The sequence below is a fragment of the Pigmentiphaga aceris genome (assembly GCF_008119665.1).
GTDB classification, from domain to species: Bacteria; Pseudomonadota; Gammaproteobacteria; order Burkholderiales; family Burkholderiaceae_B; genus Pigmentiphaga; species Pigmentiphaga aceris.
Window position 1 is genome coordinate 53,117 of sequence record NZ_CP043046.1, and the last position, 26,291, is coordinate 79,407.

Sequence of the window (26,291 nt, forward strand, 5' to 3'; positions counted from 1 at the left end):
CGCCTCACTTATAACGAATGGTGGGGTTGATGTAGCCGTACAGCAGATCCACGATCAGATTGATCAGGATGAACTCCAGCGAGAACAGCAACACCAGGGTCTGGATCACGGGGTAGTCACGCATGGTGACCGCGTCAACCAGCAGACGGCCAAGGCCGGGCCAGTTGAACACTGCTTCCACCACGATCGAGCCGCCCAGCAGAAAACCGAACTGCAGACCCATCATGGTCACGACCGGAATCAATGCATTGCGCAGGCAATGCTTGATGATCACGGTCTTTTCCTTCAGGCCCTTCGCACGCGCAGTGCGCACGAAGTCTTCCTGGATCACTTCGACGAAAGATGCGCGGGTGAAACGCGCCATCACGGCGGCGACCCCTGCACCCAGCGTCAGCGACGGCAGGATGTAGTGCTTCCAGGTGTCAGCGCCCACGGTCGGCAGCCAGCCCAGTTGCACCGAGAAGATCTGCATCAGCAGCATGCCGAGTGCGAAAGCCGGGAATGAAATCCCCGACACCGCGATGGTCATGCCCAGCCGATCAGGCCACTTGTTGCGGAACACGGCAGACGTAATGCCAATGGCCATGCCAAAAATCACTGCCCAGACCATACTGGTCAGGGTCAGGTACAAGGTGGGTTTGAAGCGTTCCGCGATCTCGGTGGCGACAGGACGCCGCGAGCGGATCGAGGTGCCAAACTCACCTTGGATAACGTTGGTGAAGAAGGTCACGAACTGTTCGGGCAACGGCCGATCCAGTCCAAGCTCCTTGCGCATGATCTCTACCGTCGCCTGGTCGGCGTCCTGGCCGGCGGCCAGTCGGGCCGGATCGCCCGGCAGCATGTGGACGAACAGGAACACCAGCACTGCGACGATGAGCAGTGTCGGGATCAGTCCCACAAGCCGTTTCAGAAAATAATTCAACATGTTGATGCGGTGCCGACAAAAGCGCGCGCCAGCGGATGCTGGCGCGCGGATCTACTACTAGTACGCGCTTACTCGGACAGAGAGATCTCGGTCGAGTTGATGTTGCCGTCGGGCTGCATGAAGATGCCCGTCAGGTTCTTGCTTTGCGCGTACACGTTCTGTTGCACGACCAGCGGTGCCCAAGGAGCATCCTTCCAGATCTGTTCCTGGGCGGTCTTGTACAGCGAGGCCAGTTCCTTGTCGTCGGTCGACTTCAGCGCCTTCGAGATCGAGCTGTCCACCACGTCGTTCTTGTAGTACGCAGTGTTGTTCAGCTTCGGCGGGAAGGACTCGGAAGCCAGCAGCGGACGCAGTGCCCAGTCAGCATCGCCAGTCGACGACGACCAGCCGGCGTAGTACATGCGAACGCGGGCGGTTGCGGGGTCCGGTGCCGATTGCACCCACTCCACGCGCTGGCCGATTTCCAGTGCTTGCACGGTCAGCTTGATGCCGACTTGTTGCAGCTGCTGCTGAATGAACTGCAGTGCCTTCTGGGTGGTCGAGTCGTTATACGCGCCCCACATCGTGGCTTCGAAGCCGTTCGGGTAACCGGCTTCCTTCAGCAGCTCACGCGCCTTCTTCACGTCGTAAGCCCACGGGCCAGTCTTGTGCGAGAACTTGATGCCGTGCGGCACGATGGCGTCGGTCGGGGTGGCGAAACCACCGAATGCAACCTTGACCAGCGCGTCGCGGTTGATCGCGTAGTTGACGGCCTGACGGACACGGATGTCGTCGAACGGCTTTTGCATCGTGTTCATGCTGATGTAGCGCACGATGATCGAGTCAGCGGCGGTCAGGTTCAGCTTCGGGTTGTTCTTCAGCGCGGTCGCGGTTTCAGCCGGCACCGAGCTGACGAAGTGAGCTTCGCCGGTTTGCAGCATGGCCATGCGGGTGCCGTTCTCGGGCACGGGCTTCCAGGTGATCGAGTCAACCTTCGGGTAGCCCTTCTTCCAGTAGCCGTCGAACTTCTTGACCTTCACGAAGTCGGTCTGCTTCCACTCGACGAATTCGAACGGGCCGGTACCGACCGGGTGGAAGGCGATGTCCTTGTTGCCCCACTTCTTCAGTGCGGTCGGCGAGATCATCGCGGCCGAGCCGTGTGCCAGGGCGTTCAGGAAGGGCGAGAAGGGCTCCTTCAGGGTGATACGCACGGTGTGTGCATCTACCACGTCGACCTTCGAGATCGGACGGAACTGATTGGCGCGCGGCAGCTTGTTTTCAGGGTTGGTCACGCGATCGAGCACGAACTTCACCGCTTCGGCGTTGAAGTCGGTGCCGTCGTGGAACTTCACGCCTTGACGCAGCTTGAAGGTGTAGACAATGCCGTCGGGCGAGACTTCATAGCTCTCAGCCAGGGCCGGGCGGATCTTCAGATCCTTGTCGAATTCGAACAGGCCTTCGTAGAAGGACTTGGTCACCGCGGTGGTCAGCGTGGTGTTGGTGCTGTACGGATCGAGCGTTTCCGCCGGAATGTGCAGGGCAATGACCACGTCTTTCGCCGCGAAGGCATTGCCACCAGTCAGTGCGGCCAAGGCCAGCAGGCCCGCTGCCAGCGGTTTACGTCGAAACATCGAAGCGACACGCTTGTTCATGAATTAAGTCTCCTAGGGTGGATCGAACCCGCCTGGTCAGGCGGCGGGGTATTGCAATCAGTAGGGCTTGCTCAGTGCGGTAAGGCGTTTTCTGCTTGGTCTTCTGTTTAGTACAAACCGCCAATCTTGTGATGCGCAACGAAGTGTCCCGGCGCAACCTGCACCAGCCCCGGCACATCCGGCTCGTCGCCAACTGCGCGGATCGGGCTCGGAATCTCGTCGGACAGCAACTCGCGTTTCAGGTGACGACGCGCCGGATCGGCGATCGGCACGGCAGACATCAGCTTGCGCGTGTAGGCGTGTTGCGGGTTCTCGAAGATCGCACGGCGCGGGCCGATTTCCACGATCTGTCCCAAGTACATCACCGCCACACGGTGGCTCACGCGTTCGACCACGGCCATGTCATGCGAGATGAACAGGAACGCAATGCCCAGGTCACGCTGCAGGTCCAGCATCAGGTTGACGATCTGCGCCTGGATCGACACGTCGAGTGCGGATACCGATTCGTCCGCAACCACCACCTTCGGGTTCACGGCCAATGCACGCGCAATCGCAATACGCTGGCGCTGACCACCCGAGAATTCATGCGGATAACGCTGGGCATATTCAGCCGGCAGGCCGACCTTTTCCAGCAGCCATTCCACGCGCTTCTGCGCCTCGGCACCGCTGGCCAGCTTGTGCACCAGCAGCGGTTCCATGATCGAGAAGCCCACGGTCACGCGCGGATCAAGCGACGCGAACGGGTCCTGGAAGATGAACTGAATATTGCGGCGCAGCGCCTGCAATTCCGTGTTCGGCAGTTCACGCACGTTCTGGCCACCGAATTCGATGGCACCGCTTTGGCTGTCTACCAGGCGCAGCAGCGAGCGACCGGTGGTCGACTTGCCGCAACCCGATTCACCCACCAGCGCCAGCGTCTCGCCCGGGTACAGATCGAAGCTGACCTGTTCAACCGCGTGCACCCGACGCTTCACCGTGCCGAAGATACCGCCGCGCACATCAAAACGCGTGATCAGATCGCGCACGCGCAGGATCGGCTCGGCACCCGCTTGCACGGTGTCCTGCGGCGTAGCGGGCGGCGGCGCAACGCCGTTCTCGTCAGCCACACGCAGCAATTCGAACTTCAGCGGCAGGTCGGTGCCCTGCATCGCGCCCAGCTTCGGCACCGCCGACAGCAGCGCACGGGTATACGGGTGCTTCGGCGTGGCGAACACATCGTCCGACACACCCTCTTCCACCTTCTCGCCGCGGAACATCACCAGCACGCGGTCGGCGATCTCGGCCACCACACCCATATCGTGGGTGATGAAGACCACGCCCATCTGCATCTCGTGCTGCAGTTCGCGGATCAATTGCAGGATCTGCGCCTGGATCGTCACGTCGAGTGCGGTCGTCGGCTCGTCGGCGATCAACAGCGACGGCTTGCAGGACAAGGCCATTGCAATCATCACGCGCTGACGCATGCCACCCGACAATTGGTGCGGATAGCGATCCAGCACGTTCCTGGCTTCGGGGATGCGCACCAGCTCCAGCATGCGCAGGGCTTCGGCACGTGCAGCAGCGGCGCTCTTGCCCTGGTGCACCCGGATCGACTCGGCAATCTGGTCGCCAGCCGTGAACACCGGGTTCAGGGAGGTCATCGGCTCCTGGAAGATCATCGCGATGTCAGCGCCGCGGATGCTGCGCATCGTCGGATTCGGCGCCTTCACCAGATCCAGCACTTCGCCGTTGCGACGGCGGAACATCATGCTGCCGTTCAGGATCTTGCCGCCGCCGTGTTCGATCAGGCGCATCAGCGCCAGCGAAGTCACGGACTTGCCAGAACCCGACTCACCGACGATTGCCAGCGTTTCGCCGCGATCAACGTGGAAGGACAGATTGCGCACGGCATCGACCGTGCGCTCCGAGGTCTGGAAGCGCACGGTCAGGTCATTGACCGATACCACGCGCGATTCCGCCAGGACAGTAGAGGTGGGCTTGTTCACTTGCTTATTCACAGCGTCGAAATTCCTCAGCGAAAGATCGCCGTCTGGGGCGTGTCGCCAACATAGGCGACGCCCCGATACATGCCTTCGGTGTTGAAGGGCAGGCTTACATTGCCTTCACGGTCCACGGCGATCAGGCCGCCGCGTCCGTCGATCTCCATCAGCGATTCCATCACCACGTGTTCGGCAGCCTGTGCCAGCGTCTGGCCGGCGTAGGCCATGCGTGCGCACACGTCGTAGGCCGCAGCCACACGGATGAACATCTCGCCGCTGCCCGTGCAGGACACTGCCGCCGTGCGGTCGTCGGCATAGGTGCCGGCACCGATCAGCGGCGAGTCACCGACCCGGCCAGCTTGTTTGTTGGTCATGCCGCCCGTGGATGTTGCCGCAGCAATATGACCGTGGGCATCCAGCGCAACTGCACCGACGGTGCCGAACTTGCGGTCTTCGGCCAGCGGCGCGTTGCCCGCAGCGACGGCAGCAGCGCCATCGTGATCCAGCATCGGTGCGGCATTGGTAGCCAGCGCACGGTGCAATTGTTCGCGACGTGCATCGGTCGAGAAGTACGACGGATCGACAAACTCCAGACCCTGCGCACGACCGAAGGCTTCCGCACCCTCGCCCACGAACAGCACGTGCTCGCTGTGCTCCATGACGGCGCGCGCGGCACGAACCGGGCTGCGCAACGTGGTCACGCAGGCAACCGCACCTGCCTGGCGGGTTGCACCGTCCATCACGGCGGCGTCCAGTTCATGCGTCTCTGCATGGGTGAACACGGCACCATGACCGGCATTGAACAGCGGGCAATCTTCAAGCATGCCAACCGCCAGCGTCACGGCCTCGACCGCAGTCGCGCCCGATGCCAATGCAGCCTGACCGGCTTCCAGCACTGCACGCAAGGCAGCGTGATAAGTGACTTCAGTCTCGGCCGACATGGCGGCGCGGTTCAAGGTACCGGCGCCGCCGTGAATGGCAATCACAGGTCTGATCGGATTGCTCATGCGGCCACCTGTGCCGGCATGCCGGAAAGACCCGTCAACTGGCCTGTCGACAGACCGCTATATATATAGAGAGCGTGCAAGCGTTTCATCTCAGGAGTTCTGCGTATCTAAAGCGTCGCGCCGGCTGCGAGCCGACGTCGAAAAGGATTGGGTGCGCTCGGCGGGCGTGCCGCTGCCGTGCAGCCACGGCATCACGAACTCGGCAACATTGGCCGCCGCCTTCAGCGACCCTTGCGCCCGCAGCGCAACCGCCACACACAAGGCCTCGATCAGCGACAACACAGTGGCTTCCGAATTGGCGTTGTAATTGCTCTCGGTACAGGCGTAGAGCGCGACATTGGCTGTCGGCGCCAACGGTGAGGTCGGCCGGTCGGTCAGGGCGAGCACTGGCACACCGTGTTCACGGGCGCGCTCGGCGATATAAAGCGTGTCGGACAGATAGCGCGGGAAGGCAATCGCGATCATCAAGTCATCGCTGCGCAGCTTGAACAGCTTGCGCGCGGCAAATGACGCGCCGGCGACACCAGCCAGCAGATCGACGTTCTCGCAGTACGGGTCCAGCCCGCGCTGCAACAAGCCACCCAGCCAGGCACTGGCACCAAAGCCCACGATATAGATGCGGCGGGCACCCAGAATGGCATCGACCGCACGCTCACAGGCTTCGGGCTGCAGACCGCGACGGGTTGCTTCGATATTGCGCTGGTTCTCTTCGAACACCGCAGCAAACACCTCGGCCACTTCGCTGCCGCGTTCCAGTTCCTGGCGCAGATTCTCAACCGGAGCCAGCGTCGCTTCAAAGCCGCGCACCAACTCGGCCCGGAATTGTGGATAGCCATCCATGCCCAGCGCGCGCGCAAAACGGTTGGCGGTCGCGGTCGACGCACCCACCGCTTCGGCGAATTCATCGATGCGCATGGTGGCCGCCCGGAACGGGTTGGCCAGCACGTAGTCAGCCATGTGCCGATGCGAAGGCGTCAGCGTCGGCATTGCACGCGCAATGCGATCGGCGATCGTCAGGTTCACAAGCGGCAGGGGTGGAGACACGGCGGTCGGATCCATCGAAGGGCTTAGAAGGTGTAAATCTATTTACATTGCTGCGCATAGTAAAGAAAATTTACTTTCATTGCTCGCACGAGCTTCATGTACTGAAACATGTGGCAGGTACGAGACGAGCCCGATCTGCCGCTCGTCGGCCGAAAGCCACCGGCCTGCCGGCTCGTGTTGCACAGCATGTAGATCAGGTGTCTCGTCACCCCTCTATATATAGAGGGGTGACGAGACACCTCAGACTGCTGACAAAGCCTCCCGTAAAACGGAGGCTTTGTTCATAATTGGGTGATGTTAAGAGCACCGATCCCCCACCAGCACGAGCTGGAGATGGTGACGCTGGAGTCGTTGGTTCCGGCCGATCACCTGTTGCGCAAGATCGCGGCAGCGGTCGATTTTGAGTTCATCCGAGAGAAGGTTGCGCACCTGTACAGCATGAACAACGGCCGTCCGGCGCTGGATCCGGTGGTGATGTTCAAGCTGCTGTTCATTGGCTACCTGTTTGGGGTGCGCAGTGAACGGCAGTTGATGCGCGAGGTGCAGGTGAACGTGGCGTATCGGTGGTTCATCGGTTTCCGGCTGACCGACAAGGTGCCCGATGCATCGACGTTCTCGCAGAACCGCAGGCGACGCTATACGGACACCTCGGTGTACCAGGAGATTTTTGACGAGATCGTGCGTCAGGCGATCGGGCGGGGGATGGTGGATGGCCGGGTGCTGTACACGGACAGCACTCACTTGAAGGCCAACGCCAGCAAGAAGAAATTCGACGTGGTGACGGTCGCACAAACACCCTCGGCATACTTGGCTGAGCTGGATGCGGCGGTCGATGCGGATCGGGCGCTACATGGCAAGCGGCCGCTCAAGCGTGACAGCGGCGACGATGATGCGGGCGGCAGCGCTGCCCAGACCAAGGACGTCAAGATCAGTCGTACAGATCCGGACAGCGGGTTCATGGTGCGTGACGACAAGCCGGTGGGGTTCTTCTACCTGGACCATCGCACGGTCGATGCGAAGTTCGCGATCATCACCGACACACACGTGACGTCAGGCTCGGTGCACGACAGCCAACCTTACTTGGCGAGGCTGGATCGGCAGCGCGAGCGCTTCGGCTTCGGTGTGCGCAAGGTAGGCCTGGACGCGGGGTACTACACGCCGATGATCTGCCACGGGCTGCATGCGCGCGATATCCAAGGAGTAATGGGCTACCGCACGCCGAACCACAAGCCTGGGCTGTTCTACAAACGACAGTACACGTTCAACCGCTACCGCAACGAATATGTCTGCCCGGCTGGGCAGCGGCTGCCGTACAGCACCACCAATCGGGCGGGCTACCGCGAATACAAGTCAGACCCGACGCAATGCCAGCAGTGCGAGGTACGCAGCCAGTGCACCAACAGCCAGAGCGCGATCAAGGTGGTCGTGCGCCACGTGTGGGAACGCGACAAGGAACTGGTTGACGCACGCCGCCACACGGACTGGGGTAAGAAGATATACGCCCGTCGCAAGGAAACTGTGGAGCGCAGCTTCGCCGATGCCAAGCAACTGCATGGGCACCGCTACGCGCGCATGCGCGGGCTGCGCAAGGTCGCCGAGCAATGCTTGCTGGCGGCGGCGGCGCAGAACATCAAGAAGATCGCCCTGGTGCTTGCGCGCCTTTTATTGCGCCTGCAGTGGTCGATATCGGCCCCTGTTGCGCCCTGGTGGCGCGCCCTGACCGCCCGTGCCGACGGATGGCTCGATAGCTGGCTGTCTGCACAACCCGCCGCGCTCGCTGCTTGATCCCCAAAAAACAAAACCCCACGTCCGAAAACGGGGGGTTGGTCAGCAGTCTGAGGTGTCTCGTCACCCCTCTATATATAGAGGGGTGACGAGACACCTATAGAGAGACACCTATAGAGAGATGCTGGTGCTGGTAGATCGACTCTATATATAGAGGGCGCGACCGAACAAAGGCCCGATCAGTCGCAAAAGACGTATTTTCCGGTCATGCGTTTGACACATCCGAAATACGTGTGCATAATTCGCCTCCCTGTTGAACACGACGCGCAAGCGGCGGGGTCAGCAAGGCAGAAACAGCGAGTTGGGATGAGGCGAAAGCCGCAGTTCTGATGAGCAAGCAGCGTGAAGTTTTTTTAGTTCGAAAGTTTGAGCAAAGAAAATTTCACGTAGGCGAAACAAGCCTGGATTTATCGTGCTATAGTTTCTGGCTTGGCGCTGCAAAAACAGCGGTGAGCAAACAGCGAAGCGGTTAGGAACGAAAGTTCTGATCTGCCGAGCGACACCCGATCTGCTGGAAGTTCAGTGGATCAGCTGAAAAGACATTTCAGCTTGCGGTGTGAAGTTTTCGTGTTATAGTTTTGGGCTTGGCGGTGCAAAAACAAGTCGGCGGTTAGCGAGCAAGGTTGGCGAAAGTTGATCTAGTTGGCGAAACAAGTTGATGAGTTAGAAACTTTGCAACGACGAGTTGAAAGCGGTAACGAAAACAGTGTAGAATGCACGACTCGCTGATCGCGACGCAGTAAATAGCGAAGCGGTTAGCAAGTAAGTAAGAATTAGCAAGAAACGGCAGCGATGCCGGGTGCGATCGAGTCGATGGCTTGATTGGCCGAACGCTCTTTAACAACTAAACAGCCGATAAGTGTGGGCGCTTGAATGATGGCGCTGCCGGCAGATCGATCTTCGGATTGGTTTGCTGGCTAGCGAACAGAAATTAAGTGCTCACTTGAGAAATAAAGAGTAAGACCAGAGACGCAAGTCTCGATCCCAATCTTCATTTCCTTTGAGCAAGCGACCTACTGGGAAGCTGTCGTAATCTTCGGATTGCTGCAGTCCCCTTAAGTAGGAAAAAAACTAGAGATTAAACTGAAGAGTTTGATCCTGGCTCAGATTGAACGCTAGCGGAATGCCTTACACATGCAAGTCGAACGGCAGCACGGACTTCGGTCTGGTGGCGAGTGGCGAACGGGTGAGTAATGTATCGGAACGTACCCAGTAGCGGGGGATAACTACTCGAAAGAGTAGCTAATACCGCATACGCCCTGAGGGGGAAAGCGGGGGATCTTCGGACCTCGCACTATTGGAGCGGCTGATATCGGATTAGCTAGTTGGTGAGGTAAAGGCTCACCAAGGCGACGATCCGTAGCTGGTTTGAGAGGACGACCAGCCACACTGGAACTGAGACACGGTCCAGACTCCTACGGGAGGCAGCAGTGGGGAATTTTGGACAATGGGGGAAACCCTGATCCAGCCATTCCGCGTGTGTGAAGAAGGCCTTCGGGTTGTAAAGCACTTTTGGCGGGAAAGAAACGGCGTCGATTAATACTCGGCGTAACTGACGGTACCCGCAGAATAAGCACCGGCTAACTACGTGCCAGCAGCCGCGGTAATACGTAGGGTGCAAGCGTTAATCGGAATTACTGGGCGTAAAGCGTGCGCAGGCGGTTCGGAAAGAAAGATGTGAAATCCCAGGGCTCAACCTTGGAACTGCATTTTTAACTACCGGACTAGAGTATGTCAGAGGGGGGTGGAATTCCACGTGTAGCAGTGAAATGCGTAGATATGTGGAGGAACACCGATGGCGAAGGCAACCCCCTGGGATAATACTGACGCTCATGCACGAAAGCGTGGGGAGCAAACAGGATTAGATACCCTGGTAGTCCACGCCCTAAACGATGTCAACTAGCTGTCGGGACCTTCGGGTTTTGGTAGCGCAGCTAACGCGTGAAGTTGACCGCCTGGGGAGTACGGTCGCAAGATTAAAACTCAAAGGAATTGACGGGGACCCGCACAAGCGGTGGATGATGTGGATTAATTCGATGCAACGCGAAAAACCTTACCTACGCTTGACATGTCTAGAATCCCGAAGAGATTTGGGAGTGCTCGAAAGAGAACTGGAACACAGGTGCTGCATGGCCGTCGTCAGCTCGTGTCGTGAGATGTTGGGTTAAGTCCCGCAACGAGCGCAACCCTTGTCATTAGTTGCTACGAAAGGGCACTCTAATGAGACTGCCGGTGACAAACCGGAGGAAGGTGGGGATGACGTCAGGTCCTCATGGCCCTTATGCGTAGGGCTTCACACGTCATACAATGGTCGGGACAGAGGGCTGCCAACCCGCGAGGGGGAGCCAATCCCAGAAACCCGATCGTAGTCCGGATTGTAGTCTGCAACTCGACTGCATGAAGTCGGAATCGCTAGTAATCGCGGATCAGCATGTCGCGGTGAATACGTTCCCGGGTCTTGTACACACCGCCCGTCACACCATGGGAGTGGGTTCTACCAGAAGTAGGTAGCCTAACCGTAAGGAGGGCGCTTACCACGGTAGGATTCATGACTGGGGTGAAGTCGTAACAAGGTAGCCGTATCGGAAGGTGCGGCTGGATCACCTCCTTTCAGAGCGAAATGCGCCTGAAGCAAGCGTCCACGCTTATCGGCTGTTGCAGTAAATCAAGTTGAAGTCTGAGGGTCTGTAGCTCAGTTGGTTAGAGCACCGTCTTGATAAGGCGGGGGTCGTTGGTTCGAATCCAACCAGACCCACCAGTTCTTTAGACGAAATTTGATTGAAATACTGCGCGGCAATTACGCAAGACCCTGGGGGGTTTAGCTCAGCTGGGAGAGCACCTGCTTTGCAAGCAGGGGGTCGTCGGTTCGATCCCGTCAACCTCCACCAGTCTTACTGATCTTCACGATCGCAGCATCATCGGATGTGTGATCGAAGTCTTGTGTACTTATCTGCATAGAGTTCAGGCTTGAACGATGACGGCAAATTATTTGCTGACTACGTTGAAGGCTGAATTTTGTTCAGCGGCTGTTATGTTCTTTAACAATTTGGAAGAAGCACAACAATAAAGTGTGTTTCGTGAATCTCGACCCTCTAGGTTAACTCCTTGAGTGTGACAGATCTTGCGAACATAACGGGTTGTGATTGCATATATAAATCCGGCCGCGGTCGCGATGTCTAACCTACATCGTGATCACGCAAGCGGCCGGAGCACAAACGCTGTAAGACCAAGGTTCTATAACCCCTGGCGCTGGAAGTCAGCCAGCCGCTACGGTTATAGGATCAAGCGACTAAGTGCACGTGGTGGATGCCTTGGCGATTACAGGCGATGAAGGACGTTGTAGCCTGCGATAAGCTGCGGGGAGCTGGCAAACAAGCTTTGATCCGCAGATTTCCGAATGGGGAAACCCACTCCGCAAGGAGTATCTCTAGCTGAATACATAGGCTATTGAAGCGAACCGGGTGAACTGAAACATCTCAGTAGCTCGAGGAAAAGAAATCAACCGAGATTCCGAAAGTAGTGGCGAGCGAAATCGGATGAGCCTGTACGTTTTAGCGTTAGTCATAGTCGAACAGTCTGGAAAGTCTGGCCATAGCAGGTGATAGCCCTGTAGACGAAATGTCTTTCGTGGAACTAAGCGTACGACAAGTAGGGCGGGACACGTGAAATCCTGTCTGAATATGGGGGGACCATCCTCCAAGGCTAAATACTCGTAATCGACCGATAGTGAACCAGTACCGTGAGGGAAAGGCGAAAAGAACCCCGGAAGGGGAGTGAAATAGATCCTGAAACCGCGTGCATACAAACAGTAGGAGCCTCCTTGTGGGGTGACTGCGTACCTTTTGTATAATGGGTCAGCGACTTACATTCAGTGGCAAGCTTAACCGATTAGGGAAGGCGTAGCGAAAGCGAGTCCGAATAGGGCGTCCAGTCGCTGGGTGTAGACCCGAAACCAGATGATCTATCCATGGCCAGGTTGAAGGCACGGTAACACGTGCTGGAGGACCGAACCCACTAATGTTGAAAAATTAGGGGATGAGCTGTGGATAGGGGTGAAAGGCTAAACAAATCTGGAAATAGCTGGTTCTCCCCGAAAACTATTTAGGTAGTGCCTCAAGTATTACTCCAGGGGGTAGAGCACTGTTATGGCTAGGGGGTCATGGCGACTTACCAAACCATTGCAAACTCCGAATACCTGGAAGTACAGCTTGGGAGACAGAGCACCGGGTGCTAACGTCCGGACTCAAGAGGGAAACAACCCAGACCGCCAGCTAAGGTCCCCAAATATAGCTAAGTGGGAAACGAAGTGGGAAGGCATAGACAGTCAGGAAGTTGGCTTAGAAGCAGCCATCCTTTAAAGAAAGCGTAATAGCTCACTGATCGAGTCGTCCTGCGCGGAAGATGTAACGGGGCTAAGCTATATACCGAAGCTGCGGATGCGTGGATCATATCCATGCGTGGTAGGGGAGCGTTCTGTAAGCCTGCGAAGGTGACTTGTAAAGGTTGCTGGAGGTATCAGAAGTGCGAATGCTGACATGAGTAGCGATAAAGAGGGTGAAAAGCCCTCTCGCCGTAAGTCCAAGGTTTCCTACGCAACGTTCATCGGCGTAGGGTGAGTCGGCCCCTAAGGCGAGGCAGAGATGCGTAGCTGATGGGAAGCAGGTTAATATTCCTGCACCATTGTTTAATGCGATGGGGGGACGGATCGCGGAACGTCATCGGGGTGTTGGAAGTCCCCGTTGCTGCATCGAAGATGGTACTTAGGCAAATCCGGGTACGTAAATCAAGGGTGTGGCACGAGCAGCTTTTAAGCAGCGAAGTGATCGGAAGTGGTTCCAAGAAAAGCCTCTAAGCTTCAGTTAAACAAGACCGTACCGCAATCCGACACAGGTGGACGGGATGAATATTCTAAGGCGCTTGAGAGAACTCGGGATAAGGAACTCGGCAAATTGATACCGTAACTTCGGGAGAAGGTATGCCCTGGTAGCGTGAAGCACTTGCGTGCCTAGCGTGAAAGGGTCGCAGAGAATCGGTGGCTGCGACTGTTTAATAAAAACACAGCACTCTGCAAACACGAAAGTGGACGTATAGGGTGTGACGCCTGCCCGGTGCCGGAAGGTTAAGTGATGGGGTGCAAGCTCTTGATCGAAGCCCCGGTAAACGGCGGCCGTAACTATAACGGTCCTAAGGTAGCGAAATTCCTTGTCGGGTAAGTTCCGACCTGCACGAATGGCGTAACGATGGCCACACTGTCTCATCCCGAGACTCAGCGAAGTTGAAGTGTTTGTGATGATGCAATCTACCCGCGGCTAGACGGAAAGACCCCATGAACCTTTACTGTAGCTTTGCATTGGACTGTGAATCGGTCTGTGTAGGATAGGTGGGAGGCGCTGAAGCGATGTCGCTAGATGTCGTGGAGCCAACCTTGAAATACCACCCTGATTTATTTGCGGTTCTAACCTTGGTCCGTTATCCGGATCGGGGACAGTGCATGGTGGGCAGTTTGACTGGGGCGGTCTCCTCCTAAAGGGTAACGGAGGAGTTCGAAGGTACGCTAGGTACGGTCGGAAATCGTGCTGATAGTGCAATGGCATAAGCGTGCTTAACTGTGAGACTGACAAGTCGAACAGGTGCGAAAGCAGGACATAGTGATCCGGTGGTTCTGAATGGAAGGGCCATCGCTCAACGGATAAAAGGTACTCTGGGGATAACAGGCTGATACCGCCCAAGAGTTCATATCGACGGCGGTGTTTGGCACCTCGATGTCGGCTCATCTCATCCTGGGGCTGTAGCCGGTCCCAAGGGTATGGCTGTTCGCCATTTAAAGAGGTACGTGAGCTGGGTTTAAAACGTCGTGAGACAGTTTGGTCCCTATCTGCCGTGGGCGCTGGAAATTTGACGGAGCCTGTTCCTAGTACGAGAGGACCGGAATGGACGTACCTCTGGTGTACCGGTTGTCATGCCAATGGCATTGCCGGGTAGCTATGTACGGAAGAGATAACCGCTGAAGGCATCTAAGCGGGAAACTCGTCTGAAGATAAGATTTCCCAGAGACTTGATCTCTCTGAAGGGTCGTTCGAGACCAGGACGTTGATAGGCTGGGTGTGGAAGCGCAGTAATGCGTTAAGCTAACCAGTACTAATTGCCCGTGAGGCTTGATCCTATAACCCTGGCGGTTGTAGCGTTCGTGTCTTTATATGGTCACAACCCGAACACCTGCAAGACGCTCTGTATATAACGATATACACAGCCTCGAAACACACGTATAATTATGCTTCTCTCCAAATTGGGCAGGTTGCTCATAGTTGTCGGCTAATCGAAAGATCAAGCCGACACGAACAACCCGCCAACCAGTTATGCCTGACGACCATAGCAAGGTGGAACCACTCCTTCCCATCCCGAACAGGACAGTGAAACGCCTTTGCGCCGATGATAGTGGACGGACGTCTGTGAAAGTAGGTCATTGTCAGGCTAGTTATACGCAAAACCCCATCTGTGAAAACAGGTGGGGTTTTGTCATTGGGCGACGGGAAAACAGATTACATGCAGAGCAACGCGGTACAGAAAACCGCGTCTCATCCTCCATCCTCTGCAAATCACGACCGCGCCGAGCCCGAAAATAGGCTGACATACCCCGTCGCATTGAATGTCCGTTGAACGTCTCATGCATCAAGCCCCTCATCGGAGGGGCTTTGTTGCGTCTGAGCGGGATGAAACCACCCTGAATACTCAAAAACAGGGGGGTGTGAGATTGGCATCTCAACGGCTGCGACAGAAAAGTTGGCGTCGGAGCTGGTTAAAACACGCTATGAGTTGTTCTAGGCCGCTGCGCTGAAAGCTCTTGTGAGGTCTCGTGGATAGAGGGCCTACACGCGTCACACCCCTCAAAAAACCAGCAGGTGGTCCTGAACCCAGTCTCAAAAGAGCAAAGTGCCAGGCTTCGTATTCAGTTCGTCCTGGAACAGCCGTTATGCATAAGGTCTGAAGCAACACATCGAGCACCGGCTCGATCCTCGTGTGTGCTGTCAGTCTTTTTTGAGCATTAGGATTCAGCATGACATTCATTCGTGACGCCGGGCTATCAACCAAGCTCATCGCGTCATTCGCGTTATGCGCATTGATTACGCTGGGCGTCGGATTGCTGGGGAGCCGCGGCATTGCCGATTTGTCCTCCAGTCTGAAGTTGGTCTTTTCGAACAACCTTGTTTCTGTCGCCAAGACAGCAGAAGCCAAGAACAAGGCGGTTGAACAAAATCGCGATCTTTACCGCCTGGTGGGCTCGACGATGGCGAACGCACCCCAGGCGGTGCGTGATGAGATCTTGAAGTCCATCAAGACGAATCGTGCGGATAGCGAAAAGGCGTTCGCTATCTATCGCGCTACCCCGCTGGCTGATGATGAACGCGCTGCGGGCGACAAGATGGAGAAAGACTGGCCCGCCTATCAGGCGCTGGTCGACCGCATGCTTGCGACCTTGGCCTCGGGTGATGTCGATACGACGCGCACCTTGCTGAATGGTGAGGTGCAGGCGGCGTACAAGACGATTATCGACGAGCTTACTTTGATGGTCGAGTCGAACAATCGTCAGATCGGTGAAGGTGCAGAAGACGCCGAACAACAGGAGCGTGTCGCCAAGATCTATCTGTATGTGGGCGTGCTGTTGGCTTTCATTGCCGCGATTGTGTTGGGCTTGATCATCAGCCGGATGATCAGCCGTCCGATCGCCACTGCAGTGGCCAGCGCGAAACGCGTGGCTGCGGGTGACCTGACTCAGCAGATTGTCAGCCATAGCCGGGATGAAACAGGTCAGCTGTTGACGGCGCTGTCTGATATGCAAAATGGTTTGAAGGCAACCATTCAGCAGATAGCCAGTGCGGCCGATCAGTTGGCCTCTGCTGCGGAAGAACTGAATGCGGTTACCGAGGAAAGTGGTCGTGGTCTGGCAAGACAAAATGCCGAGATTCAGCAGGCGGCGACCGCCGTGACGCAGATGACGGCGGCAGTCGAAGAGGTTGCACGCAATGCGGCCTCGACCTCTGAAGCATCGAGTCTGGCCAGCACCGAGGCGCAGCGTGGACGGGATCAGACACGCGAGGCCGCGGTGGCAATCAACAACGTAAGCGCTGGTATTTCTTCATCGACCTTGCAGGTGGAAGAGTTGGCGTCGCAGGTTCGAGATATCGGCAAAGTGCTTGATGTCATTCGCGGTATCGCTGACCAGACCAATCTGCTGGCGTTGAATGCCGCCATCGAAGCCGCACGTGCCGGTGAGCAAGGGCGTGGATTTGCTGTGGTGGCGGACGAAGTGCGGGCGTTGGCTGCTCGCACGCAAACCTCGACGGGCGAGATCGAAGGCATGATCGGCACGGTGCAACGCAGTGCTGACCAGGCCGTGCTGGCGATGGGCACGAGCCGTGATCTGGCCGCCAATACGCAGTCTTTGGCGCAGGCTGCGGGCCAGGCGCTGGACCGCATTGCTGAAGGCATTTCGCAGATCAATGATCGCAATATGGTGGTGGCGACGGCGTCTGAAGAGCAGGCCAATGTTGCTCGGGAAGTGGATCGCAATCTGACGAATATCCAGGATCTGTCGACGCAGACGGCAGCGGGTTCGAGCCAGACCAGCGCGTCCAGCCAGGAACTGTCGCTGCTGGCGATTTCGTTCAATGACCTGGTGGGCAAGTTCAAGCTGTAACCCGAGCGGTGACGGGTAGTGATCGCTGCTGACGCGATTGAGGAAAAATCGATCTCAGGCCAAAGACGACGAGTCCAGGCTTGAGATTGATCCTCTTCAGCCTGGCTTGTCGATCTTTCCTGCTTGTCCCTAAAGGACTTGTGCCTACCGACTTGTCTCTAACTGACTTGTCCGAGCCCTGCTGCGCACTGCCCCGCCTACGCTCTATCAGGGCCGTGCCACACCCACAATCAACACCAATGTGATGCCCCCGCTTCACTGAGGCAAGGCAACACTCATTCCGTCGCAGCAGTCAGCGCAATGCTGTGCCCCACCAGGTGCTCCACCAAGCGGCGGATCGGTAGCGACAGGGGTTCCTTGCGGGTGCACACGAACATGTCTCGTTGTGCCCAGGGTTCGTCCAGGATCAAGGTTCGCAGTCCCAGCCCCTGCTGGTAAGTCACGCCCGACAGCTCGGGCAAGATACCCACGCCCAGTCCTGCTGCCACCATGCGGCAGACGGCATGAAAGCTCTGGGCCTGCATACGCGATCGCAAGGGGCGGCCGGCTTCGGCTGCGGCCTCTTCGATGGCGCGCGAGACGGCTGTGCCTTTGTCCAGGCTGACCAGGTCGTGGGCCAGAACCTGACTGAATCGAACGCGGTCTCCGCGCAGCGGATGGTCGGGCGGGACGACGACGATCAAGCGATCACCGTGATATGGATAAAGCGTGACGCCGTCTGTCGGGACGCCGGCCATGATGACGCCCACATCGGCAATGCCGCTGCGCACGGCTTGCACGATTTTTCGGCTGCGCCATTCGCGGACCTCCAGACGGATGTCGGGGAAGGTGCTGGTGAATGTCGCCAGGGCATCGGGCAGGCCCCGGCCCAGCGCAGAGCTGTTGGCAAAGCACTTCACCTGGGCACTCACGCCATCGACGTAGGTGCTCATGTCGGTGTTCATCGCATCGACATCGGCCAGCAGCTTGCGCACATGGGCCAGCAGGGTCGCACCGGCTGCGGTAGGTTCCACGCCGCTGGAGGTGCGAACCAGCAGCGATACGCCGTACATGTCTTCCAGCAAGGCAATGCGCCGACTGGCGGCCGACAGCGCAATGTGGGTCTGCTCGGCGGCTTTGGACAGACTGCCGCTTTCCACCGCGCGCTGAAACAGCAGCAGCGAGTTCAGATTGGGCAGCATGCAGGCGAGGCCCCGGATGTCAGCGGCGCAAGGCCGCAGGGATTGGTCATGCTGAATTATCCCCCTACGGGAAAACCATCCTTATCGAAATTGGAAGGGTTACTTCAAAAAGCGGTAATTGTCGGGGGCCTACCCCTTGCCTACAGTAAACGCCAACATCGACTCCAATGGTGAAACGTTCATGACCCGTAAACACAGCATCGCAGTCATTCCCGGCGACGGCATCGGCAAGGAAGTGATGCCGGAAGGCATCCGTGTGCTGGACGAAGTGGGTCGCCGTTTTGGCATTGCATTCGACTACCAGCACTTCAACGACTGGTGCACGGACTACTACGTGAAGCACGGCACCATGATGCCCGACGACTGGGCAGACCAGCTTGGTCGCCACGAGGCGATCTTCTTTGGTGCCGTCGGCGCGCCGGACGTGGTGCCGGATCACACCGCAGTGTGGGGCTCGGTCATCAAGATTCGTCGCGACTTCGATCAGTACGTGAACCTGCGTCCGGTTCGCCTGATGCCGGGCGTACCCAGCCCCTTGGCCAATCGTGCGCCGGGCGAGATCGATTTCCTAGTGGTGCGCGAGAATACCGAGGGGGAATATTCCTCGCTGGGTGGCCGCATGTTCGAAGGCACCGACCGTGAATTCGCGGTACAGGAATCGGTTTTCACGCGCACGGGCGTGGACCGCATTCTGGAATTCTCGTATCAGCTGGCCCAGCGCCGGCCGCGCAAGAATCTGGTGGCCGCCACCAAGTCCAACGGCATCTCGATCACCATGCCGTACTGGGATGAGCGCCTGCAGGAAGCCGCCGCGCGGTATCCGGACGTGGCCACCCGCAAGTACCACATCGACATTCTGTGCGCGCACTTCGTGCAGCATCCGGACTGGTTCGATGTGGTGGTGGCGTCCAATCTGTTTGGTGACATCTTGTCTGACCTGGGCCCGGCATGCACGGGCACCATCGGCATTGCGCCCTCGGCAAACCTGAACCCGGAAGGCCGTTTCCCGTCTTTGTTCGAACCGGTGCACGGTTCTGCCCCGGACATCGCAGGCAAGGGCATTGCCAATCCGATCGGCCAGATCTGGTCGGCCAAGCTGATGCTGGAGCATCTGGGCAAGGACGATCCGGTTTATCTGGAAGCAGCCGGCGCTATCATGGAAGCAATTGAAACCGTGTTGGAGCACGGCCCGCGCACCCCCGACATGGGCGGCACTGCGCGTACCGTGGATGTGGGCAAGGCGATCGCGGAATGCATCGCCACCCGCACCGTGCGCGCAGCGGCCTGATTTCCTGCTTCCTCCGTTTTCCCCATTCGGCCTGAGCACCCACGACGGCTGTTCAGGACGCGGGCAGCGGTGTGGAAACTCAGAAAGTGCCATATTGCGGCACGTCCTCCGCTGCGCTGCCCGACGCAAGATATCGGCACACACTACAAGCAGGTCGACCAAGCGCCAGGAAGGCGCTGATCGGGCGATCTGTGCATCACACATCACAACGAGGCGCTCGTGAATACTGCCAAGCACTACATCGCCAATGCCTGGGTTGAACCCGCGCAGGGCGGCACCATTCCTGTCTACGAACCGGCCAATGGCGCGGTGTATACCCACTTGGCACGTGGGACGGCAGAAGACATCGATCGCGCGGTACAGGCTGCGCGCGCGGCCCTGGGTGATTACTTCGACGGCCCGTGGGGCGGTTTGTCTGCGATGGAGCGTGGTCGCCTGCTGACCAAGCTGTCCGATGCGGTGCTGGCCAACCACGAGGAACTGGCGCAACTGGAGTCGCGCGATACCGGCAAGGTGATGAGCACTGCCCGCGCCGATACGACTGCGCTGGCGCGCTATTTCGAGTACTACGCCGGTGCCTGCGACAAGCTGCACGGCGAGACATTGCCCTACCAGGCTGGCTACACCGTGCTGACCGTGCGCGAGCCGCATGGCGTCACGGGCCACATCATTCCCTGGAACTACCCGATGCAGATCTTCGGGCGCAGCGTGGGGGCGGCACTGGCAGCGGGCAATGCATGCGTGGTCAAGCCGGCCGAGGATGCTTGCCTGTCCTTGCTGCGCGTGGCCGAACTGGCCGCCGAAGTCGGCTTCCCGGCGGGCGCGATCAATATCGTGACGGGGCTGGGCCATGAAGCGGGTTCGGCCTTGTCGGCACACCCAGGCATCGATCACATTTCGTTCACGGGTTCACCCGTGACCGGCAGCCGCGTGGCCGAGGCCGCCGCACGTCGCCATTGCCCGGTGACGCTGGAGCTGGGCGGCAAGTCGCCGCAGATCGTGTTTGCCGATGCCGACCTGGACGCCGTCGTGCCGGTGGTGGTCAACGCGATCATCCAGAACAGCGGGCAGACCTGCTCGGCAGGCAGCCGCCTGCTGGTCGAGCGCAGCGTCTATGAACCCTTGCTGGCGCGCTTGGTAACGGCGTTCAACGCGCTGCAAGTGGGCCCGCCGGCGAGCGATTCGCAACTTGGCCCGCTGGTGAACAAGGCACAGCAGGATCGTGTGCGGGTGATTCTTGATCAGGCGCGCGAAGAGGGCGTGACGATCGCTGCACAAGGGGCGACGCACCCGGATGCCGTGGCTGACGGTTATTACCAGGCCCCGATTCTGTTCCGCGACGTGGCCCCGACGCACCGTCTGGCGCGTGAGGAAGTCTTTGGTCCGGTGCTGGTGGCGATGCCTTTCGAGGACGAAGCAGAAGCGCTTCGCCTGGCCAACGGGACGGACTTCGGTCTGGTGGCAGGCGTCTGGACCAATGACGGTGCGCGCCAGATGCGCCTTGCGCGCAAGCTGCGTTGCGGCCAGGTGTTCGTGAACAACTATGGCGCAGGCGGTGGGGTGGAGCTGCCCTTCGGTGGTGTGAAGTCCAGCGGTTACGGCCGTGAGAAGGGCTTCGAAGCGCTGCTGGGCTTTACTTCACTGAAGACGATTGCGCTCAAGCACGGCTGAGCTGGATAGCCAAAATAGCCCCTGGGTAGTGTCACGAGGTGGGACGACCCAGATCTCCGATGTCATGTACAGACAGTGACTTGGCGGGTGGCGTAGCAGAGCGCGCAGATCGAAAAGGCTTCCCTGGTGTCCGGCGAAGCCTTTTTGTTTGATGCAAATAATTGTCGACAATCGTCCATTGTGCTGCGATTATTTCGTCGATCAAGGGCAGCCGGCAGCGCTTTGCTGACGGTGCCTATGCACCGCAGAGGCCACGTGGCACATCTCGATCCGCAGCACGCGGCACCACCGCTTGCACAAGCACAGCCCAGCTCCGCCAAGGACACGGCCGGTGAAGGCGGCCTGGCCGCACCCTATGTCAGCATGGACGAGGACGAGGCGATTGCGCTTGCCCGCAGCCGCTACGGTATTCAGGGCAAGGTCACGCGCTTTGCGACCGAGAAGGACGACACGTTCCGGGTGGAAGCCGCCGACGGCAGGCGTTTCATCCTGAAAGTCGCCAATCCATCGGAAGACGTGTCCGAGATTTCGCTTCAGGCAGAGCTGCTGCAACACATTGCCCAAGTCGACCCAGACCTGCCGGTGCCAAGGATATTGCCCGACGATGCGGGCCGGGCGTACGCCCAGATAACGGACCGCGCTGGTCAGGCGCGGCAGGTTCGGCTGATGTCCTACCTGGATGGCACACCCCTGGACAGCACCGCCTCATCGCCCGCCGAGCGCGAACAGGTGGGCGAGGTGCTGGGCCGATTGCGGCATGCCACGGCCGGTTTTTCGCATGCTGCCGACACACGGGTGCTGGCCTGGGACGTCAAGCATCTGCAAAGCCTGCGGCCCTTGCTTGATGACGTGTCCGACCCGCATCAACGCGCAGTGCTGACCGCAGGCATGGCGCGCTTTGCCAGCATCGAATCCCGCTTGGCGGCCTTGCCGATGCAGGTGCTGCACAACGACTTCAGCCGCTCGAACATCGTGGTCGATCACGCGTTGCCCGCGTTTGTCACCGGCATCATCGACTTTGGTGACGCGGTGCGCACGGCGGTGGCCATTGATGTATCTACTGCACTGTTGAATCAGTTGCCGCGCGATGCGGCCGAGCATCCGGTGAACGACTTGTTTGCCGATGGCAAAGACCTGCTGCGTGGTTATCTGCGGCAGGCGAGTCTGTCCGATGAGGAGCTGGCGCTGGTGCCGCATCTGGTCATGGGGCGCGCGGTGGCCCGTGCGCTGATCACGCTGTGGCGGGCGCGGCTGTTCCCGCAGAACGCAACGTATATCCTGCGCAATACCGAGCCAGGGTGGGCGCAGCTGGACTGGTTTCTGGCACGCTCGATGGACGAGGTATCGGGCACCTTGCTGAACACGGCTGCTTAGGTGATGTGCCTTGCCAAAGCATCCGCAGGCACGGCTTGCACACTGGCACTACTCTTGATCCGCCTTTGATTCATCCGCAATCCCCAGGCCGTGCGCGGTTTGCGCGCAGCCTCATCGTTTCAGGAATTCGACAATGAGCAACTCCGGCAATCCCGCGACGCGCGGCAAGATGGTCAACGCCTTCAACCCCGACAGCCTGTCGCAGCTGAGCGAGGAAAGCCGTGCGCTGATCTCGAAGCGCGCGCGTCTGCTGGGGCCGGCGTATCGGCTGTTCTACAAGAACCCGGTGGAGGTCAGCCGGGGCAAGGGCGTGCTGCTGTACGACAAGCATGGCAACGAGTATCTGGACGCATACAACAACGTCGTGTCTGTGGGGCATGCGCATCCGCGGGTGGTGGAAGCGGTCACCGAGCAGATGTCCACGCTGTGCACCCACACGCGGTATCTGCAGGAAGGCATCCTGAAATACTCCGAAGACCTGCTGGGGACCTTCGGTGGCCGGGTAGGTGCGGCCGGCCACACCATGTTCACCTGCACCGGCTCGGAGGCCAATGATCTGGCCTTGCGTATTGCCAAGCATTACACCGGCAAGCAGGGGATCATCGTTACCTCGGAGGCGTATCACGGCAACTCGGAACTGACGGCAGGTTTCTCGCCGTCGCTTGGCGATTCGTCGCCGTTGGGAACCTGGGTGCGTCGCGTGGGGGCGCCGGATTCCTATCGCATCCCGAAAGAGAATCTGGGCCGCTGGTTCGCCGATCAGGTGGCCGCGCAAATCCATGATCTGGAGCGCCACGGCAATGGCCTGGCGGCCTTCATCGTCGATTCGATGTTCTCGTCGGATGGTGTCTACGCACACCCCGTGGACTTGCTGAAACCGGTGGCAGAAGTCGTGCGCAAGGCCGGTGGTGTGTTCATTGCCGACGAAGTGCAATCCGGCTTCGGTCGCACGGGCGACAAGCTGTGGGGCTACCAGCGTCATGGCATCGATCCTGACATCGTCACCATGGGCAAGCCGATGGGCAATGGCTTCCCGGTGGCTGCGGTGGCGGTCGCACCGGAGGTGGTCGAGAGCTTCGGCCGCGACATGCGTTACTTCAACACCTTCGGCGGCAACACCGTAGCGATTGCGGCGGCGCAAGCAGTGTTGAACATCATTCGTGATGAAGGTCTGGTGGAAAACTCGCAGAAGGTGGGCAAGCTGTTGCGTGATGGCTTGCAGGGTCTCGCAAGCAAGTTCAATCAGATCGGTGACGTGCGTGGCTCCGGGCTGTATGTGGGTGTGGAGCTGGTCAGCGACCGTGCTGCGAAGACGCCCGATGCAGCGGCAGCCGCTGCGGTCGTCAATGGATTGCGCGAGCGTCGCGTGCTGATCTCGGCCACCGGTTTCCATGCCAATACCTTGAAGATCCGTCCGCCGCTGGTGTTCTCGGCGGCCAATGTGGATCGGTTCCTGACCGAGATCGAGGCGGTCTTCAAGACGCTGTAACTGCGGGGCAGGGCGGGCCATTTCAGTGATGGGCCTGCCCCTGGTGTTTCTCCTGACCGCATCCATCCATCTTGCATGTGCGCATTGCCGCGTGTCTGTCCCAGGCACCCTCACCGTGCACGCAGTGCATCGCTCGATGCACTGATTGTGCGCACATCGCACACGTAAAAACGTGATCTGGCCGCACCCATGCGGCATCGCATCATGGCATGCGCCTTGCATGGAAATTATCGATTGTCGACAACCTCCAATCGCGTTAGAAAGCGGTTGGGCGTTCGATGAAAAACAGATCGACGCAGATCGATCATGCATCCGACCCAGGCGTGGAATCTTCAGACAGACGCGCTGAGGTCGAGGCCCTGAAGTTGAAGTTGAAGTCGCAATCCTGAAGTCGATTCAAAGCTGGGCGCAATCCGTGAGGTGCACCTGCAAGCGTTCGACCATGCACCTCGGGGCGTTGTGCCGCGGCCTTCATGCGCGCAGACAACACCACAAAGTGGGGAGACATACATGCTTCATTTGAACTTCAAGCCCGGGCGTATGGCCGCTGCCGTTGCGTTGGCAATGGGATTGGTCACGGGCTTGGGCATGGCGGGCGGTGCCGCACAGGCACAGACCGTCAATGCCGTGATGCACGCCAGCCTGCGTGCACTCGACCCGAACATCACCACTGCCTATATCGTGCGCAACTACGCGTACATGGTCTATGACACCTTGCTGGCGCTCGACGCCGACAACAAGGTGCAGCCGCAGATGGTCGACAGCTGGACGGTGTCGCCCGATGGCAAGGCCTACACCTTCAAGCTGCGTGACGGCCTGCTGTGGCACGACAACACGCCGGTGACGGCAGAAGATTGCGTGGCGTCTCTGAAGCGCTGGTCCGGTCAGGACAAGCTCGGGCAGATGATGAACACCATGCTCGATCAGATGACCGTGGTCGACGCCAAGACCTTCACGCTGAGCTTCAAGGAACCGACCGCAATCGCCTTGCAGGCCTTGTCCAAACCCAGTGGCGTGGCTCCCTTCATGATGCCCAAGCGGCTGGCCGACACGCCCCCTGGCGAGCCGATCAAGGAAGCGATGGGGTCCGGGCCGTTTGCGTTCGTGGCCTCGGAATACAAGCCGGGTGTGCAGGCGGTGTTCGAGAAGTTCAAGGGCTACGTGCCGCGCAAGGAGCTGGCCAGCGGCCTGGCCGGTGGCAAGGTGGTGAAGGTCGATCGCGTGAAGTGGATCGCGATGCCGGATGCGATGACATCCGTGAACGCGCTGATGGGCGGCGAAGTCGATTTCATCGAAGACGTGCCCATGGACCTGATGCCCATGTTGGAAGGCAGCAAGGACATCGTGCTGACCGAATACAAGCAGCAGGGGATGCAGAACATTGCGCGCCTGAATGCCTCGCAGTCGCCCTTCAACAACAAGCTGGTGCGACAGGCTGCACTCACCGCCATGAGTCAGAAGAACGTGTTGCAGGCGCAGGTCGGCAACCCGAAATACTTCCAGGTCTGCGGGGCGGTGTTGGGTTGCGGCACGGCGCTGTCGTCTGATGTCGATGGCGACAAGGCTGCCCCCGGCAACATCGCAAAAGCCAAGGAATTGCTGAAGGAAGCCAAGTACGACGGCACGCCAGTGGTGATCCTGCATCCGACCGATGTGGCGGCGCTGGCGGCCATGCCGCCGGTGTATGCACAGGCCTTGCGTCAGGCTGGTTTCACGGTGCAGATGCAGGCCATGGACTGGGCCACCGTGACGGTGCGCCGTGCATCCAAGGAGCCGGCAAGCAGTGGTGGCTGGGGCATCTTCAGCACCTACAACACGCTGGTCGATGTGGCCAACCCGCTGGGGTCGATCACGGTTGCGGCCAACGGGGCGGCGGGGTGGTTCGGCTGGTATGACGTGCCGGCCATCGAGGCAGTGCGCGCGAAGATGGCGCGTACGGCCGACCTGGCCGAGCAGAAGAAGCTGGCCATCGAGCTTCAGAAGCTGGTGCTGGATGAAGTGCTGATCGTGCCGCTGGGCGAGCGCTCGGTGGTGACGGCCAAGCGCAAGGGAACCGACAACCAAGTGGTGGCCTCGGTGCCGGTGTTCTGGAATATGACGAAGGCTGGGAAGTAAGCGAAGCAAGCAGGTCGACAGACGGGTTCGAGACGCTGGCCAGAAAATCGGCCAAGCGGCTCAGCTGGCCTTGTCTCACCACGCTTAGCTTCATGCGTCATGGTGGA

13 protein-coding genes, 2 tRNA genes and 3 rRNA genes are annotated in these 26,291 nt (G+C 59.0%); 12 read left to right on the forward strand and 6 right to left on the reverse strand.

Features of this window, described 5'->3' with window-relative positions; translation table 11 throughout:
• Positions 1-4: 4 nt before the first annotated feature.
• From gsiC to FXN63_RS00290, 5 genes are all read right to left on the reverse strand, one after another.
• The gene (gene gsiC, locus FXN63_RS00270) at positions 5-925 is read right to left on the reverse strand and encodes a glutathione ABC transporter permease GsiC (RefSeq protein ID WP_148811750.1); all 921 of its coding nucleotides are present in this window, start codon (positions 923-925) and stop codon (positions 5-7) included.
• 68 nt (positions 926-993) lie between these two features.
• Positions 994-2,556 (reverse strand): glutathione ABC transporter substrate-binding protein GsiB, encoded by a 1,563-nt coding sequence (gsiB, locus tag FXN63_RS00275; RefSeq protein WP_187395046.1) that lies wholly within the window; start codon positions 2,554-2,556, stop codon positions 994-996.
• Between the two features lie 107 nt (positions 2,557-2,663).
• Positions 2,664-4,553: a dipeptide ABC transporter ATP-binding protein gene (locus FXN63_RS00280; protein WP_425468639.1), complete on the reverse strand. Its 1,890-nt coding sequence runs from the start codon at positions 4,551-4,553 to the stop codon at positions 2,664-2,666.
• 14 nt (positions 4,554-4,567) lie between these two features.
• Positions 4,568-5,542, reverse strand: coding sequence for an isoaspartyl peptidase/L-asparaginase family protein (locus tag FXN63_RS00285; protein WP_148811752.1), 975 nt, complete (start codon positions 5,540-5,542; stop codon positions 4,568-4,570).
• 90 nt (positions 5,543-5,632) lie between these two features.
• Entirely contained in the window at positions 5,633-6,601 is a 969-nt protein-coding gene (locus tag FXN63_RS00290; RefSeq protein WP_148811755.1) for a MurR/RpiR family transcriptional regulator, read from the reverse strand.
• Positions 6,602-6,880: 279 nt separating this feature from the next.
• Here FXN63_RS00290 and FXN63_RS00295 point away from each other — a divergent pair, with 279 nt between their 5' ends.
• The 7 genes from FXN63_RS00295 to FXN63_RS00325 all read left to right on the forward strand — a co-directional run bounded on the left by FXN63_RS00295 (position 6,881) and on the right by FXN63_RS00325 (position 17,066).
• Positions 6,881-8,371, forward strand: coding sequence for an IS1182 family transposase (locus FXN63_RS00295; RefSeq protein ID WP_246164912.1), 1,491 nt, complete (start codon positions 6,881-6,883; stop codon positions 8,369-8,371).
• Between the two features lie 1,080 nt (positions 8,372-9,451).
• Positions 9,452-10,982 (forward strand): 16S ribosomal RNA (locus FXN63_RS00300).
• Positions 10,983-11,052: 70 nt separating this feature from the next.
• Positions 11,053-11,129, forward strand: a tRNA-Ile gene (locus tag FXN63_RS00305).
• A 54-nt stretch (positions 11,130-11,183) separates the two neighbouring features.
• Positions 11,184-11,259: transfer RNA gene (locus tag FXN63_RS00310), tRNA-Ala, on the forward strand.
• 391 nt (positions 11,260-11,650) lie between these two features.
• Positions 11,651-14,534: ribosomal RNA gene (locus FXN63_RS00315) — 23S ribosomal RNA — on the forward strand.
• Positions 14,535-14,730: 196 nt separating this feature from the next.
• A 5S ribosomal RNA gene (rrf, locus tag FXN63_RS00320) occupies positions 14,731-14,843 on the forward strand.
• Together the 16S, 23S and 5S rRNA genes with 2 tRNA genes alongside form the textbook arrangement of a ribosomal RNA operon.
• Positions 14,844-15,425: 582 nt before the next feature.
• On the forward strand, positions 15,426-17,066 hold the full coding sequence (locus tag FXN63_RS00325) for a methyl-accepting chemotaxis protein (RefSeq protein WP_148811757.1): 1,641 nt from the start codon (positions 15,426-15,428) through the stop codon (positions 17,064-17,066).
• Positions 17,067-17,341: 275 nt separating this feature from the next.
• Here the strand turns inward: FXN63_RS00325 and FXN63_RS00330 are convergent, their stop codons facing one another.
• On the reverse strand, positions 17,342-18,247 hold the full coding sequence (locus FXN63_RS00330) for a LysR substrate-binding domain-containing protein (RefSeq protein ID WP_148811758.1): 906 nt from the start codon (positions 18,245-18,247) through the stop codon (positions 17,342-17,344).
• A gap of 181 nt (positions 18,248-18,428) precedes the next feature.
• On the opposite strand from FXN63_RS00330, the gene FXN63_RS00335 reads away from it, so the two are divergent.
• The 5 genes from FXN63_RS00335 to FXN63_RS00355 all read left to right on the forward strand — a co-directional run bounded on the left by FXN63_RS00335 (position 18,429) and on the right by FXN63_RS00355 (position 26,184).
• A complete protein-coding gene (locus tag FXN63_RS00335; RefSeq protein WP_148811760.1) occupies positions 18,429-19,535 on the forward strand; it encodes a tartrate dehydrogenase in 1,107 nt (368 codons plus the stop codon).
• Positions 19,536-19,754: 219 nt separating this feature from the next.
• A complete protein-coding gene (locus tag FXN63_RS00340) occupies positions 19,755-21,206 on the forward strand; it encodes an aldehyde dehydrogenase family protein (RefSeq protein ID WP_148811762.1) in 1,452 nt (483 codons plus the stop codon).
• 255 nt (positions 21,207-21,461) lie between these two features.
• Positions 21,462-22,580, forward strand: a complete 1,119-nt coding sequence (locus tag FXN63_RS00345; protein ID WP_222863978.1) for a phosphotransferase — start codon at positions 21,462-21,464, stop codon at positions 22,578-22,580.
• Between the two features lie 133 nt (positions 22,581-22,713).
• Positions 22,714-24,069: an aspartate aminotransferase family protein gene (locus FXN63_RS00350; protein ID WP_148811763.1), complete on the forward strand. Its 1,356-nt coding sequence runs from the start codon at positions 22,714-22,716 to the stop codon at positions 24,067-24,069.
• A 540-nt stretch (positions 24,070-24,609) separates the two neighbouring features.
• On the forward strand, positions 24,610-26,184 hold the full coding sequence (locus tag FXN63_RS00355) for an ABC transporter substrate-binding protein (protein ID WP_425468712.1): 1,575 nt from the start codon (positions 24,610-24,612) through the stop codon (positions 26,182-26,184).
• The last annotated feature ends 107 nt before the right edge of the window (positions 26,185-26,291 follow it).